The organism is Bifidobacterium sp. FKU (assembly GCF_026016385.1).
GTDB lineage: Bacteria > Actinomycetota > Actinomycetes > Actinomycetales > Bifidobacteriaceae > Bifidobacterium > Bifidobacterium infantis.
Genome location: NZ_CP092888.1, coordinates 1,964,306 through 1,981,300 on the forward strand (window position 1 = coordinate 1,964,306; position 16,995 = coordinate 1,981,300).

Below are 16,995 nucleotides of genomic sequence, written 5' to 3' on the forward strand. Positions count from 1 at the left end.
TACACCAGCAACCAGAGAAACCAGGGTTCAGGGAGTTCAGATGGCCACATCATCCCAGTCATACGGTCGTCGCCGACGCATCAGCGCGGCTCTGCGCCGCCTTATGCCCTCTGGAGGGCATACGTGGACGGTTCCCGCAATCACGCTCCTGCTGCTTCTGGGACTTGTTGCCGGCGCGGTGATCATGAGCACCGTCACACGCCGCCAGGTGCAACTGGACGATGGCACCGTATGGGTCACTTCGCTGAAGAACCAGAAGGCCGCACGATTCAACGTAAAGAACAAGGAGGCCGACGCCGGCGTCTCCTCCTCCGCCCCACGATTCGACATCGCACAGCATAATGGCGACACCATCCTGACCGAAACGACCAAAGCCTCCACCATCAAGGCATCCACGGTCAGCACCGGTGTCAAGACCGACATCAAAGCCAACACCACCACTGTGGTCGGCGGGGATACCGTAGCCCTGATCAACGAGAAGACCGGCAATGTGTGGACCGGCTTGTCGGAAAACCTTGATTCCGTGACTCCCACCACTTCCGATCCGAAAATGAAGCTGGGCGAGGGCGGGCGCATCGTAGTAACCCACGATGGCAAGATCTACGGATACCGTCCATCCGACGGTATGGTGCTGCGTCTTGACAATCCCAGCAGCGCCAAGGCCAGAACCCTCGAATCGCTGACCGACGGCAAGCAGAAGACCGTTGAAAGCTTTACCGTCATCGGGAGCACGCCGGTAATCGCAACCGGCAAAACCGTCATATTCAAGGGCGGCCGCGTCGATGTCGACACGACCGGCACCCTCACCCTTCAGGAGCCTCCCACCGATGACGTACAGTCCGATTGGGTGGCCGCGGCATCACCGAGAGGCCTTGCGCTTATCCCGTTGAAATCCAATGCCAAGGCGAATTTCATAGCCAACGGGGGCAAGGCGAATCCGGCACGACCGGTATCGTCCAAGGGCTGCGTGTACTCGGCTTGGAGCCAGAAGGCCAGCAACTACATTCGCGCCTGCTCCCCCACGGATACCAGCGTCAAGCCGCAAACCCTCGAATCCGTCAATGCCACTTCCGAATTGGTGTTCCGCACCAACCATCGCCTTGTGGTGCTCAACGACACGGTTAACGGCAATGTGTGGAACCCTGAGGATTCCACCACAGTCATCAAAATACAGTGGAACAAAATACAGACCGAGCAGACCGGGAAAGAACAGCAGAACAACGACTCAGCCAACAACCACCACGACTTCTCCAAGACCTGTTCCGCGCAATCCGGCCAAATCAAAGCCGAGGATGATGAAATCGGCGCGCGAGCCGGTTCGGAACAGATTCTCGACGTGCTGCGCAATGACGAGCAGACCGATTGTTCCGTACTGAAAATCACCAAGGTTGGCGCACCAAACGACAAAGACGTCACCATTTCGCCGATTTACGATGGCCGGTATCTGCAACTCGATGCCTCCGCCGCATCCGCAGGCACCGTTACCTTTACTTACGATATTTCCGATGGCCGCGGCCAGACCTCTTCCGCCACGGTGACCGTAACCCTGAATGATGGCGGCAACCACGCTCCCGTACAGTTCGACACTCCTCCCGAGATCGATGTGGAGCAGGGAGCCAGTTATACCGCCAATGCGCTGAGCAGCTTCAACGATCCGGATGGAGACCCGCTCACTCTGGTCTCCGCTGTGGCCCAGAACACCGACCAGGTGCAGGTGTCCACCCGAGCCGACGGCCAGCTTACGTTCAACACCGGTGCGCTGGCGTCGGGACGTGTGGGCGTCGAGGTCACCGTCTCCGACGGCACGGCGACCGGCACCGGCATGGTGTATTTCTCGGTCAAGCCCGCGAACACCTTGGCCGCGGTCATCGACCCGGTAGCGAAAACCACCGTTCCCAACACGGATACCGTCGTCAAGCTGTCCTCTTACGTGCATGGCACTTCCTTGCAGCCGGCACAACTGACTCAGGTGGATACGCCCAACGGCGCTTCGACGACCACCAATGCGGCGGATATGTCGCTGACGTTCAAGGCCACCAATCCCGGCACCTATTATGTGCCCTACACCATTACTCAAGGCTCGATTCCGGCCACCGGATTGGCTCGCGTCGAGGTGCAGCCCGCCACCGGCGAAGCCGCCAAACCGGTTGCCGCCAACGATGTCGCCCTGCTTGGCGCGGATAATACCGCCATTGTGGAGCCGCTCACCAATGATGTCGATCCGATGGGCGGCGTGCTATCCGTCACCACGGTGAACGCACCGGCCGGCTCCGGCATCAAGGTTGGTCTCGTCAGCCATAAGCGCGTGTATATCACCGCGCGTCAGGTGCCCACGAAACCCGTCGCCCTTACCTACACCGTGGCCAACGCCTCCGGAACCGCCAAGGGCACCATCGTGTTGCAGCCACCGGCTCTGACCACCTCGAATTCAGTGCCCAAGGCCAGCAATATCAATGCCCAGGTACGTACCGGCGGCATCGTGTCCGTGGATGTGCTTGACCATGTGTCCTACTCGGATGGCACCACGGTCAAACTCAAGAACAACCTGCAATACGACAAGGAGACGTTCAAGGGCCTGGCTTTCGTCTCTGGAGACACGGTCCGTTACCAAGCATCCAGCGAGACCGGCAACTTCCCCATCACCTATACGGTTGAAGACAATCTGGGCAATGTGGCTTCCGCCAATATCACCATTACCGTGCATAAGAGCGACGCAGCGAGCAAGGCCATGCCAACCCCGCATGACGCCGAAGCGCAGGTTGCCGCCGGGCAGAAGGTCCGCATCCCCATCATGCTGACCGGCATAGACACGGATGGCGACGACGATCAGCTGTTGGGTCTGGGCAACAAGGCACCCACGCTGGGCCGCATATCCGAAGTCGGTTCCGACTACTTGGTCTATGAAGCGTATCCGGATTCGTCCGGCACCGACACCTTCTCCTATGCCGTGGAGGATTGGACCGGTCAGCGCGCACAGGCGCAGATCCGCGTGGGCGTATTCCAAGGATCGTCCGACTCCGGCGTATACGCCAGGGATGACGAAATCACGTTGAGGCCCAATACAGCCGCAACCGTGCCGGTCGCGCAGAACGACATCTCCGGCGACAACACCAATCTGACCGTCGACAAGCATGTCGAGGTCCAAGGTCTCGACGGGGTGAGCGTGAAAGACAATATGATCTCCTTCACCACGCCCGGCAGCGCCACCACCGCCTATATCGCCTATACGGTCAAAGACAAGGCCGGCTTGTCCGATACGGCCACCCTCACGGTAAACGTGGATCCGAATGCCGCCATCGAGCCGCCTACCGCCTACGACTATCGTGTGCCGTCCGCCGCCACCATCGATAAGAAGTCCGTGGATGTGGATGTTTCCCAGTGGATCGCCAATCCTTCCGGCACAGCCAATGAGCTCAAGGTCGGCGTGCATCCCTCCGCCAGCGCTCACGCTCACGTCAAGGGCGGCGAGCATTCGACCACCATCACCGTCGACCTGACGTCACAGGCGCGAGCCGTGCCTTACACGGTGACCAATACGAAATACAACATCACCTCCACCGCGTTCATCCAGGTACCGGCCTATGGTGTCTTTCCGCCCACGTTGCGTCCCAAGGCACCGGAATTGAAGGTCAATTCGCGCGAAACCATTGAAATCAACATCAATGACTATGTTCGCGTCGGCGCCGGCAAGGAACCGTATATCAAAAGCACTGATTCCATCAGCGCCACCAAGGCTTCCAACTCCGATTTCTACGTGAACGACAAGACCCTGAAGTTCACTGCTGCAAAAGACTACGCAGGCCCCGCCTCCATTACCTTTACCGCTGTGGATGGCAAGCAGGGATCGGATAAGACCAAGATCATCAATTCCGCAGTGATCACTCTCCAGATCACAGTGATAGGCCGCGATGTGCCGCCGCCCACGTTCTCGTCCTCCACTATTGATGTCGAGGCGGGCGCGGACCCCAAGACCGTTGATCTGGCGGCGCTCACCCATGCACCGTCCGGCGTGTATGACGACGAAAAGCAATACACGTATTCCGGCGGAAGCTCATCGTCCAGGCAAATCACCGCAAACCTGTCCCGTTCCGGTAGCTTGCAGGTTTCCGCCACCAAGGATGCCGCTCCTGGCACCACCGCGTCCATTCCCGTGCAAATCGCATACGGCGCGGGCACCGTGAATGCCGGTGTGACCGTGCGCGTAGTGTCTTCGACCCGTCCGCTGGCACACGTCGGCGACAAGACGTTGAAGATCATGGCCGGTGCCAGCGATGTCGTGAACGCGCTTACCGGCGCGTACAATCCGTTCCCCGATTCCTCGCTGACCGTCATCAGCTGCAAGGCGGATGACGCCGCCAAACTCACCATCGCCGGATGCGATGCCTCCGGAAACGTCACCATCGCCGTCGCATCCGATGTGGGTGCTTCCACGAATACCGTGCTCGTCACCGTGCAAGACGGCACCAAGTCCAAGGATCGTGAAGTCACCGCATCGATTACCGTGTCCGTGATCGACAAGCCCGAGCCGCCACTGCTCTCCCCCGTAGCCGGGGAACCGCAGAACAGCGCGGTCAGCCTCACATGGACGCCCGGTGCCGCCAATGGCAGCCCGATCACCAACTACAAGGTCAGTTGGACCGGTGCCGCCACCGGAGAGAAGGATTGCGGTGCCGTCACCTCATGCCAGGTCACTGGTCTGAAGAACGGCAAAACCTATTCCTTCACCGTCGCCGCGCGAAATGACGTCGGCTGGTCCAAGCCGTCCACCGCCGTCGAAGCCACACCGGACAAGGTGCCGTCCGCTCCCACCGATGTTACGGTCACGGGTGGCAATAAAACCGCCAAGGTGACATGGAAGGCACCGAGCGGTGATTTCAGCGCCGTCGACAACTATTCGGTGACCGTCACCGGTGCAGGTGCTCCGCAGACCAAGGAAACCGGCAATACGGCCACCGAGCTGTCGTTTACGTTCAACAACAACGACATTTCCGATGGCACCGCCATCACGGCGACCGTCAAAGCCCATAACAAAATCAATTGGAGTGCCGAGTCCGCCGCATCGCCGTCAGAGAAGATCTGGGGAGACCCGGATGCGCCGAACATTGCGTTGTCGAACAACGACACCACAGTAACGGCGAAAGTCACTCTCGGCAACAACCGCAATGCCGGCTGCCGGAAGATATCCTTTGGTGGCGACGCTGGCGGCGAAGCCTCTTGCGAGTCACCGAGCTCCCGGTCGTTCTCCATCGATGAGTCATTGCTCAACACCACAACAATCACCGTAACGGCCACCGTGGTGCCGCAGCGCGATGCTTCCGCCGGCACGGGCGAGAGCAGCTTTGTCCCGCAGTACAAGGTCCAGCCGCCCACTGACGTCTACACCACCGGATCCGGCAGTACATGCACCGTGCATTGGACCAAGCAGGGGCATGCGCAGTCCTACAGCGTGACTGCCGATGGCATCGATTCCGGTACAGCTACTAACCGGAACTCACTCGACTTCCGAATGAGTCCTTGGGCCAGATGCAACACCGCATCGGTGCAACAGGTGTTCAACGGCGCTACCAGCGATGCCGCCACCGGAGGCCCGCGCAATGGCGCTCCCTACACCTATGAGAAGAAGGCTGTAATCAACAAACCGCAGGGGCTGCGCTGGTCAGACAACGCTCACGTCATTAACGTCACCGGCGGTTCGGTTGATGTCTATGGCAAGCCGGCCACTGTACAAATCATCATCAATGGTCAACCGTTCACGTGGAACTCCGGCCAGCCATTGGACGTCACCGACTTGGCCGTGGCCGCCGATGGCAACTACGCGTGGAGCGTCAAAGTCACCGGCGGGCCGGGATACTCCGGTCTCGACAACACTGCGGACGGAGACAGCGTCGCGGGCACACGCCCCTCTGGCTCCTCGGAGGGGACCGAATCGCTCAAATCCGGTACCGGTGTCATCACTTTGGCCAAGAACCCCTGGATTCTTGGTTTCGGCAATACCCCAATATCGTCAACCACCATTCACAAGCAGTAGGAGAACATCCATGAGCGAGAACATCGACGACGCGACGCAGTTGTCTGACACGACCCGTCTGTCCGACAGCACGCAGCTATCCGACGCCACGCACTTGTCCGACGCCACGCACCTGGCATCCGCACCACACACCGGCACGACCCCAAGCACCGCGTCGGTGCCGCAGCCCGTTGCGCTGCCTAACCTGCCGCAGTGGCCGTCACAGGCGTCGTCAGAAAAGCCGTCTCCTACTACTGATGCCGCCTCCATCCCTGCGGGCGATGACAGCACACCTCAATCCCAACCGCAGCGTCAGTCGAGCAAAGCCGCGCAAGCAGCCGCATCGGCACTGCCCGCCAACATCAATTCCGGACTACTGTCCCAGCCCATGGCTCAGGTCCGGGATTTCCAGCAGTCCTTCAATGCGCTGGTCGAGAATGTCTCCAAGGTGGTTATCGGCAAGACCATCCCCATCAAGCAATGCGTCACCGCACTGATGGTCGGTGGCCATATTCTGCTTGAAGACAACCCCGGCACCGGTAAGACCCAGTTGGCCCGAGGCTTGGCCAACTCCATTTCCACCGGTTTCAAGCGTATTCAGTTCACGCCCGATCTGCTGCCTTCGGATGTGGTGGGTGTGACTTTCTACGATCAGAAGCGCGGAGAATTCGAGTTCCGCGAGGGCCCGATTTTCGCCTCCATCGTGCTGGCCGATGAGATCAACCGCGCATCGCCGAAGACGCAGTCCGCACTTCTGGAGGTTATGGAAGAGCAGAAAGTCACCGTTGACGGCGTCACCTATGATGTGCCGCAGCCGTTCATCGTGATCGCAACCCAGAACCCCATCGAGCAGCTCGGTACCTATAAGCTGCCTGAGGCGCAGATGGACCGATTCCTTATCAAGACGTCGATTGGCTACCCGGGCCATGATGTGTCCGTCGATATTCTCAAGCAGGTCGATATCACCGACCGTGCGCAGACCATTTCCCCGGTGCTGAGCGGTGACGATGTCATGCGGCTGCGTCAGGTGGCCACCGAAATCTATGTGGATGATGCGATTCGTGAATACATCGTCAGGCTCGTCGAGGCGACCCGCCACAACGAGAAGATCACGGTCGGCTCCTCCATGCGTGGAGCTTTGGCACTGACCCGATGCGCCCGTATCTGGGCCGCGGCCGATGGCCGTGCCTACGTGGTGCCGGATGACGTCAAGGACCTTGCAGTGGCCGTGCTCGCACACCGTATCACGCTGACTCCGGAAGCCACCTTCGATGGCGCGACTCCGGAAAGCCTGATCGCACAGGTGCTCGAAGACGTTCCCTCCCCCACCATCGGTTCCTGATAGGGCCTGGAAAGGTATCCGACCATGGCATCTGCATCCGCCTCATTACGCCGTCGCCGGCGCGCTGAACGCATGTTCAAGCGCGCGGTAAGACGCATCAGACGGTTCTTCGCATCCTACGTCTCGCCCTTGGGCTGGGCGGTAACGGGCACAGGCATCGCATGTCTTATTGCGTTCCTGCCTCTGGGCTGGCATGAGCTGCTCGTATTCGGCATCGTGGCGATGGTGATGATGCTCGCGGCAATCGCGCTTTCCCTCGGCAACACACGCTTCCACGCGTCCATCGCCGTATCCAATCATCGCGTGACCGTGGGAGACCCCGTATCCGTTATCGTCGGCATCGACAACACCGGCAGAACGCCGACGACCACGGCACGCGGATATCTGCCAATCGGCGATGCGCGTGAACGATTCAACATCCCCATGCTGGCTCCCGGGCAATCCAAGCAAACCGATGTGGAGTTCCGTACCGTATCGCGCGCAATACTGCCCATCGGCCCGTTGCGCATCCGCAAGGGAGACCCGTTCGGCCTGGTGCGTCACGAAAAGGAGTTGGCCGACCGCATCACCGTATTCATCCATCCTCGTACCGTGCGTCTCGATACCCTGAATGCCGGCGTGCCCCGCGATCTGGAAGGCCAACCATCCGGCCAGATCGTGGATGATGATCTCGACTTCTACGGATTGCGCGAATACGAGCCGGGCGACGACGTGCGTAACGTCCACTGGCTGAGCTCCGCGAAAACCGGCACGTTGATGATTCGCCAATATGAGGCCACGCGCCGCACCGACACCTCGGTGACCATCAGCGTGAACCCGGATGAGTACGTCAACGGCGAGGAATTCGAGATGGCGGTGTCCATCCACTCCTCCATCGGCGTCAAATGCCTGCTGCAGAATCGCCCGCTGGTCTGTCACGCGGGCAACGCGCATGGCCAACCGCGCAACGCCATGGAGTTCCTCGACAACGCCAGTGCCATAGAGCCTGATCGTGAGGATAATCCGAATCTCGCCGAGGGCACGCTGAAGCACAGTCCTGATGCTTCGTTCTATTTTTTCACTGTTGGATCGCTGAAAGACATCGAGCAAATCAAGCGCATGACCTTGGCCTTGCCCCGATCGGCCAGCTGCGTGGTATTGCAGGCCAGCGCCGGCGCCAATCGCGGCATCAGAAGATTCGCCAATTTCACATTGGCCACCATCGGCGAACTCGATGATCTCCCGCTGATCATGGGGGTGCTCGCATGACCTTCGACCAGTCCAGTATCACCACTACCAATACCGCTGCGTACGCCGGATCGAGCGGCACATACACCGGCACTTCCTCCGGCACGTACACCGGAACCTCCACCACCACCGGCTCCTGGGCCGACTCCACACATTCGGTTATCTGGATGACCAGAGGCAATGTGCTTCGCGGCATGGGCCTCAGTCGCCAGCCGTGGGGCAAACGAATCGCCAGCCTTGTACTCATAGCGGCGATGATGTTGCTGGCGCAAGCCAATCTCATCGACGTGTACGGCGGCGTGGCCACTTGGACGATCGCCGCCGTACCGGCCACCTTGCTGGGCGCGATCATCGCTCTGGCGGGCATGTTGCCGGCGTTGCGACTGTGGTGGCAAATCGTGTTTCTGGCGTTTGCCCAATTCATCATCGGTCCGGTGGTAACGCTGAGTTCCACCACGTCCCGTTACGTGATTCCCACCTTGAAGACCTTGAGTTCAGGTTGGGAAATGACGTTTGGCTCGTTCAAGTACATTATTTCCGTCGATCCGCCTCTGGGCACGCAAGACGGCGTACTGATGGCGGTATGGACCATCGGCCTGTGGCTTACGTTCCTCACCGGCGTGTTTGCCATTAATGCCAACGCATGGTTGTCTCTGGTGGGAGTGCCGCCCCTTGCGGCGGCCGTGGCCGTATGTGCTCTGCTGGGTACGGACAGCGGCTGGCAACGTGCCATCTGCGGCATTGCCTTTGCCTTGCTGCTGATTATCTGGCTGTCTTGGCGTCTTGAACTGCTGGAATGGGGGCGCTGGATATCCGCGCTGATCATCGTCGTGCTCGCTGCCGGCCTTGCTTTCGGGGGCACGTTGCTGGTGTCGCAGGACCGTTTCGTGCTGCGTGACCGCTACGATCCGCCGTTAAGCCCCTACGATTACACCAGCCCGCTCAGCGGCATGCGATCCTATATCAAGGACCACAAAAAAGACGTGTTGCTGACCGTCCATAATCTACCGGCCGGAACACCGGTCAAACTTGCGGTGATGGATCGATTCGACGGCACAGTATGGAACCTGTCCGATTCTTCCGAAGCCACGGACTCCTCGAATTATCATCGCGTGGGCACCACGATCAAGGCGGATGAGCAGGGTAAATCCTTCACTGCGACCTTCACCGTCGATCAGGGACTGACCGACACCTGGCTGCCGCTGGCGGGAGCGGCCGCTGGCGTGAGCTTCGCCAACGATGCCGACAACGGCAATGACACGTTCTACTACAACACGGATACCGATTCCGCCATTATTCCCGCCGGCACGCGCAAGGGACTCACCTATACCGAATCCGGCATCATAGCCCACAAGCCCACCGATAAGCAGATCAGCAGTGCGGCCGCGGCCCGCATCACGCAGCCTTCAGCCCAGGATGTTCCCGATTCGGCCAGCAAACTGGCCACGTCCATTGCCGGCGGGCAGTCCTCGGGCGGTGCCGCCGCCACGGCCTTGGCCGACACATTGAAAGACTCCGGATGGTTCTCACACGGTCTGGAAGGCGATTATCCTTCCGATGCGGGCCATGGCAATTACCGTATCAACAAGCTGCTGGCAGGCACGGCCATGGTGGGTGATTCCGAACAATATGCCTCCGCCATGGCACTGATGGCTCGTGAGCTGGGACTGCCCTCCCGTGTGGTCCTGGGATTCCTGCCGAAAAACGAGGATGGCGAAATCACCGATGCCCGCACGGAGAAGACTTCAGGCAATGGCACCAAAATCGAATTCACCGGCAATGATGTGACCGCTTGGGTGGAAATCAAATTGCAAGGCCTGGGATGGGTGGCGTTCTATCCGACGCCCAAGGAGACCAAGGTGCCTGATGAAAACCAGAACCTGACGCCGCCGAATCCGCAGACACTGGTCCGGCAACCACCAGTGCCGTTGACCGACCCGCTGCGCGATCAGACGCAGGCCAAAGGCCAGAGTTCGTTGGCCGGTACCGACGCCGATGATTCGCCGTCCAACCTGTTCTGGGTGCGGTTCTGGCGAGTTACTCGTGCGGTAGCCATCTATGGAAGCCCCCTGTGGACTCTGCTCATCGTTTGCGGACTAATCCTGATATTTAAAGCTGCATTGCTGGCACGTGCACGACGGCACGGCAGTCCGAAAGCCCGTGTGGCAGCGGGGTGGAATGCCATACACATACTTGCCGAGCAAAGCGGCATCACAGCCAAAGGCACTCGTCGCGATCAGGCCGGCGCAATCGCCAGTCAGCTCGGCACGGACGATCAGGCACTGATTCAACTCGGTCGGGAAGCCGACTACGCCACGTTCTCGGGGCAAGACATTGCATCGGGCCAAGCCACCACATATTGGAATGGAGTCGACCGGTTGCGCAAGGCAATGCTCGCTTCTTTGCCGCGTTTCAGGAGGATACGTACACGGCTTTCGCTGAAAAGCGTGTCTATATTGGCAAATAGACACGCAGCAAAGCCTCATACAGCGCGAGTCAAGCGCAAGCATAAGAAGGGGAAAACGTCATGACCACAGGTTCCATCCGTGTCGCGATGACCAGTGACGTGGGTCTTAGGCGCAACAACAACCAAGACAGGAAGCCGTGGACGCCTTGGTGGCGGCCGCGCTCGATGCGGGCGGAACCGACAATATCACTGTGATTGTGGCCGATATGCCACTGACCGAACCCGAACATCACGCGTTCAGCGCTTTTAGACTGGACGAGGGCGAGGACATTGGCGCCATTGAAGACGCAACACTGCAAACACTACGGACCATACGTTCGGCATAACCGAGCGAACATAAGGAGGTAATCCCATGGTTGATTATGATGCTGCGGTCGCTGCCGTACAGGATCCGAACGCGGACCCGATTCTGTTGGCAAAAATCGCCTACGAGAATCCGGAATTCGGCGCAAACGTCGCCGTGAATCCGCGTTGTTATCCCGGCTTGAAGCGTTGGATCGCCGAATTCGGCGATGAGCGTGCCCGCGAAACCCTGGCACAATACGGGTTCACCGCCGACGCATTCGGCGGCCCGGTTCAGGATCAGGAGGCTCCGGAACAGGCGGCCCAGCAGGCTGCCGAGCAGCAGCCTGCAGACGCTTACGCCGCCGCCCAGTACGCCGCGGCTCAGCAGACTGCCGCCGCCCAGCCCGCCGCCGACCAGTACGCGGCCCAGCAGCCCGCAGCTCAGGCGGCATTCGAGGAGCCTGTGGCCACCAATCCTTATGGCTTCACCGCCGAACAGGCCCTGACCACCACCGACCAGATGCAAATCGCCCAGATTGCCCAGTACGCGCCTGAACTACGCGCCTGCATCGCACGTAATCCCAACACCTATCCGGCACTGATCGAATGGCTGGGCCAGCTCGGCGACCCGGCAATCAACGCCGCTCTGGCTTTTCGTCAGTGAAAGGACGGCATCATCATGGCCAAACTTCCCTACCCTCCAGCACCTGAACTGGGTTGGTATTCCGACGATCCGGTGGAAGGCACCACGGATTCCGCAGTTGGCACAGCCGAACCGCAGAACGACTATGGGCAGCCCAGCTCTGCGGAAACCGCGGCCAATACCGCTTTTGCGGCAGAGCCTGCCGCCACTGCCGCTACCGCCGCCGCTGAGCCCGCTGCCACCGCTCCGGCAGACACCACACTGCACGCCGCCGAAAACGACATCGAGGATTGGGACGGCACCGTGCTCTCCTCCTCGTTCACGTCCAAGGCACCGAAGAAGACGTACCTGCTGCATAACGATGTCACCGGCCAGACCATTGTGATCGATAAGAGCACGTTGCTGGGCCGCAAGCCTTCCATGGATGTGCCGCAAGGTGCCAAGGCGGAGCGTATCAAAGACCCGACCCGCACCACGTCCCGCAACCATGCCGCCATCAGCATCGACACCGATGGCGCGCTGTGGATCGAGGACTACGGCTCGTTGAACGGCACCTACATCATCACCAATGGCCAGGAGACCCAAGTCACCAAGGGCACAACGCTCAAGCTCAGTGCACCTTCAACGGTGCGTATTGGTGATCAGTTCTTCCAGTTCACCGAAAAACAGGCCTGAGTGATCAAGCAACGAGCGGCTGCCTGCTCTTGTTCAACAGGAAAATCACAATGGCAAATATACGGATGGCCCGGAACTGATATAGTTCCGGGCCATCTTATTGCGATTAACGCAAGATCTGAGTCCTAGAAAGGACATCCTTTCTAGGACTCTCTCGCTTACTCCTCGATGTCAGGCTGACCGCCCTGATCGGAGTAGAAATCATCCGGGTTGAAGTCGTCGCCGAGCTTCAGATCACCGAACTCGAGATTCGAGAAGTTCAGGTCAGACAGGTCGGCATCGGAGAAGCTCGCGTCGCCGAGATCGCCATCGCCGCCCAGACCGAAGTTCGGGTAGATGGTGTCGCGGATGGCCTTGTCGGGCTCGACCACGGCGTTGCGGTAGCGGGCGAGGCCCGTACCGGCCGGGATGAGCTTACCGATGATGACGTTCTCCTTGAGGCCCTTGAGGTCGTCGACCTTCTCGGAGAGGGCGGCTTCGGTGAGCACGCGGGTGGTCTCCTGGAAGGATGCGGCGGACAGCCAGGAGTCGGTGGCCAGCGACGCCTTGGTGATGCCCATAAGCGCCGGACGACCGACGGCCGGACGGCCACCGTTCTTGACGATGTTGCGGTTGATCTCGCGGAAGCGGGCATTGTCCACCAGCTCACCCGGCAGCAGGTCGGTGTCGCCGGAGTCGATGATGGTCACGCGGCGGGTCATCTGGTGCACGATGACCTCGATGTGCTTGTCGTGGATATCCACACCCTGGGAGCGGTACACGGTGTGCACTTCCTCCACGATGTTGACCTGGGCGGCGCGCTTGCCGAGGATGGTGAGGATCTTCTTGGGATCCACAGAACCTTCGACCAGCTGGGTGCCGACCTTGATGTGGTCGCCGTCGGCAACCTTGAGCGGCACGCGCTTGGAGACCTGGTAGGTGATCGGCTTGATCACGCCGTCTTCCTTCGGCGCGCCGGAATCGGCGTCCGGGGTCAGGATGATCTGGCGACCGCGATCGTTCTCCACGATCTTGATGCTGCCGGCGAACTCGGTGATCGGGGCCTCACCCTTCGGGGTGCGGGCCTCGAAAAGCTCGGTGACACGGGGAAGACCCTGGGTGATATCGGAGGCCGCGGCCACACCACCGGAGTGGAAGGAACGCAGCGTCAGCTGGGTACCAGGCTCACCGATGGACTGGGCGGCGACGATACCGACGGTCTCGCCGACATCGACCAGCTTGTTGGTGGCCAGGGACCAGCCATAGCACTTGGCGCACACACCGCGCTTGGACTCGCAGGTCAGCACGGAACGGCACTTGACTTCCTCGACGCCGTGGGCCACGAGGTCGTTGAGCACGTCCATGGACAGGGCGTCGTCGCGCTTGTACAGCACGGTCTGTCCGTCGGCCGGGTCGATGACGTCGGCGGCGAGCAGACGGGAGTACGGGCCACCGTCGGCGGCCTTGACGAGCACCAGGTTGCCGTCGTTGTCGCGCTCGGCGACACGGATGGGCAGACCGGCCTTGGTGCCGCAGTCCTCTTCGCGCACGATGACGTCCTGGGAGACGTCGACCAGACGACGGGTCAGGTAACCGGATTCTGCGGTACGCAGTGCGGTATCGGCCAGACCCTTACGTGCACCGTGCTGGGAGATGAAGTACTCCAGCACGGACAGGCCGTCGCGGTAGTTGGACTTCACCGGTCGGGGAATGATCTCACCCTTCGGGTTAGCCACGAGGCCTCGCATACCTGCGATCTGGTTGATCTGCATCATGTTGCCTCGTGCACCGGACTGCACGATGATGGCCAGGTTGGAGGTCGGGTCGAACTTCTCCTCGACTTCCTTGGACACCTCGGCGGTGCACTCGGTCCACAGGTCGATGAGTTCCTGACGGCGAGCTTCCTCGGTCAGCAGACCCATCTCGTAGTTGGCGTTGACCTTGTCGGCCTTGGCCTCGTACTCGGCGATCTTCTCGTCGCGCTCGGGCGGCTCGTTCACGTCGGAGAACGCGAAGGACACACCGGACCACGGTGCGCGGGTGAAGCCAAGATCCTTCAGGGCATCCAGCGTGGCGGCCACCTGCTGGGTGGAGTAACGCATGGCGATGTCATCGACAATCTTGGACAGACGGCCCTTGGCCACCTGCTCGTTGACGAACGGGTAGTCGGTCGGCAGGGTCTCGTTGAACAGGATGCGGCCGTAGGAGGTGGCGAACAGCACGGTGCCGTCGTGGAAGCGCTCTTCCTTGACGACCTCGTCCTCACCTTCGCGCGGGTCGAGCACCTTGACCTCGCCGGGCTCCCAGTTCTTCGGCAGAACGAAGCTCTCGGGCAGGCGGATGAGCACCTTGGCCTGCATGTCGATCTCGTGGCGGTCGAGGGCCATTTCGGCCTCTTCCAGCGAGGAGAACACGCGGCCCTGGCCCTTGGCGCCTTCCAGCACGGTGGACAGGTAGTACAGACCGAGGATCATGTCCTGGGACGGCATGGTCACGGTGTGACCGTCAGCCGGCTTCAGGATGTTGTCGGAAGCCATCATCAGCGAGCGGGCCTCGGCCTGGGCCTCGGCGGACAGGGGCAGGTGGACTGCCATCTGGTCACCATCGAAGTCGGCGTTGAAGGCGGCGCAGGCCAGCGGCGGCAGGTGGATGGCCTTGCCTTCCACCAGGATCGGCTCGAATGCCTGAATACCCAGACGGTGCAGCGTAGGTGCACGGTTGAGCAGCACGGGGTGCTCGGAGATGACCTCCTCGAGCACGCCCCACACTTCGGCGTCGCCGCGGTCCACGAGACGCTTGGCGGACTTCATGTTCTGTGCGTAGTTGAGGTCAACCAGGCGCTTGATGACGAACGGCTTGAACAGCTCGAGGGCCATCGGCTTCGGCAGACCACACTGGTGCATGCGCAGGGACGGGCCGACCACGATCACGGAACGGCCGGAGTAGTCGACTCGCTTACCGAGCAGGTTCTGACGGAAACGACCCTGCTTACCCTTGAGCATGTCGGACAGGGACTTCAGCGGACGGTTGGAGGCACCGGTGACCGGGCGACCACGACGGCCGTTATCGAACAGGGAGTCGACGGCTTCCTGAAGCATGCGCTTCTCGTTGTTGAGCATGATTTCAGGGGCGCCGAGCTCGATCAGTCGCTTCAGACGGTTGTTACGATTGATCACACGGCGGTACAGGTCGTTGAGGTCGGAGGTGGCGAAGCGGCCACCGTCGAGCTGGACCATCGGGCGCAGGTCCGGCGGGATGACCGGAATCACGTCAAGCACCATGGCCTCCGGCTTGTTGCCGGTGGTCAGGAAGGCGTTGACGACCTTGAGACGCTTCAGGGCCTTGGTCTTACGCTGTTCGGAAGCGTCCTTGATCTCCTCACGCAGTTCCTTGGAGATGGTGTCCAGGTCAAGGGACTGCAGGCGCTTCTTGATGGCTTCGGCGCCCATGCAGCCGTCGAAGTAATCGCCGTAGCGGTCCTGCATCTCGCGCCACAGGTCCACGTCGTCGACCATGTCGCCGGGCTTGAGCTTCTTGAACTTGTCGAAGACGGCGTCCACACGGGCGATCTGGTCGTTGTAGCGGGTGCGGATGGCGGCCATATCGCGCTCGGCACCGTTACGCAGCTTGGTGCGGGCCGGGCCCTTGGCCTCGCCGGCCTCCTCAAGGGCGGCGAGATCCTCTTCGACCTTCTTGGCGCGGGCTTCGATGTCGGAGTCACGGCGCTGCTCAAGGCGTTTGATCTCGGAATCGAACTCGTCCTGCAGGCCGGGCAGATCGTTGTGACGCTCGTCCTCGTTCACCTCGGTGACCATGTAGGAGGCGAAGTAGATCACGCGCTCCAGATCCTTCGGGGTGACGTTCAGCAGGTAGCCGAGGCGGGAAGGCACACCCTTGAAGAACCAGATGTGCGTCACCGGGGCGGCGAGCTCGATGTGGCCCATGCGCTCACGGCGCACGCGGCTGCGGGTCACTTCGACGCCGCATCGCTCGCAGACGATGCCCTTGAAGCGCACGCGCTTGTACTTGCCGCAGGCGCATTCCCAGTCACGGGTCGGACCGAAGATCTGTTCGCCGAACAGACCGTCCTTCTCAGGCTTCAGCGTACGGTAGTTGATGGTTTCAGGCTTCTTGACCTCACCGTGGCTCCAACCACGGATGTCATCGGCGGTGGCAAGGCCGATGCGAATCTTGTCAAATGCGTTGACGTCCAGCACTTGTTAATCCGTTTCTGTTCTTGAGACCTTCCCGAGCTCCCCTTGTCAGGGGAGCTGTCAGCCAAGGCTGACTGAGGGGTAGTGCAAACCGGAAAGGTCTCTGTACGTTATCTATTTCACGTTGGCGGGGCTACACGCGGCGTATTGACCGCA

The 16,995-nt window shown here is 60.6% G+C and carries 7 protein-coding genes and 1 pseudogene; 7 read left to right on the forward strand and 1 reads right to left on the reverse strand.

The window, feature by feature from the left end; translation table 11 throughout:
- Positions 1-40 precede the first annotated feature (40 nt).
- The 7 genes and pseudogenes from MMB48_RS08935 (at position 41) to MMB48_RS08965 (ending at position 12,646) form a co-directional block, all read left to right on the forward strand.
- Complete coding sequence (locus tag MMB48_RS08935) at positions 41-6,028, forward strand: Ig-like domain-containing protein (protein ID WP_032744808.1); 5,988 nt, start codon at positions 41-43, stop codon at positions 6,026-6,028.
- 10 nt (positions 6,029-6,038) lie between these two features.
- Positions 6,039-7,349 carry an AAA family ATPase gene (locus MMB48_RS08940; RefSeq protein ID WP_032744809.1) on the forward strand — a complete coding sequence of 437 codons (1,311 nt, stop codon included), beginning with the start codon at positions 6,039-6,041 and terminating at the stop codon, positions 7,347-7,349.
- Positions 7,350-7,373: 24 nt separating this feature from the next.
- A complete protein-coding gene (locus MMB48_RS08945; RefSeq protein ID WP_032744810.1) occupies positions 7,374-8,597 on the forward strand; it encodes a DUF58 domain-containing protein in 1,224 nt (407 codons plus the stop codon).
- Positions 8,594-11,107 carry a DUF3488 and transglutaminase-like domain-containing protein gene (locus tag MMB48_RS08950; RefSeq protein WP_032744811.1) on the forward strand — a complete coding sequence of 838 codons (2,514 nt, stop codon included), beginning with the start codon at positions 8,594-8,596 and terminating at the stop codon, positions 11,105-11,107. The genes MMB48_RS08945 and MMB48_RS08950 overlap by 4 nt, the downstream gene beginning before the upstream one ends.
- Positions 11,108-11,171: 64 nt before the next feature.
- Positions 11,172-11,369 (forward strand): annotated as a pseudogene (locus tag MMB48_RS08955) (serine/threonine-protein phosphatase); the annotation flags it as partial.
- Between the two features lie 26 nt (positions 11,370-11,395).
- Entirely contained in the window at positions 11,396-11,992 is a 597-nt protein-coding gene (locus tag MMB48_RS08960) for a hypothetical protein (protein ID WP_032744814.1), read from the forward strand.
- 15 nt (positions 11,993-12,007) lie between these two features.
- A complete protein-coding gene (locus MMB48_RS08965; RefSeq protein ID WP_032744815.1) occupies positions 12,008-12,646 on the forward strand; it encodes an FHA domain-containing protein in 639 nt (212 codons plus the stop codon).
- Positions 12,647-12,804: 158 nt separating this feature from the next.
- Here the strand turns inward: MMB48_RS08965 and MMB48_RS08970 are convergent, their stop codons facing one another.
- Positions 12,805-16,842 carry a DNA-directed RNA polymerase subunit beta' gene (locus tag MMB48_RS08970; RefSeq protein ID WP_032744816.1) on the reverse strand — a complete coding sequence of 1,346 codons (4,038 nt, stop codon included), beginning with the start codon at positions 16,840-16,842 and terminating at the stop codon, positions 12,805-12,807.
- Positions 16,843-16,995: the final 153 nt, after the last annotated feature.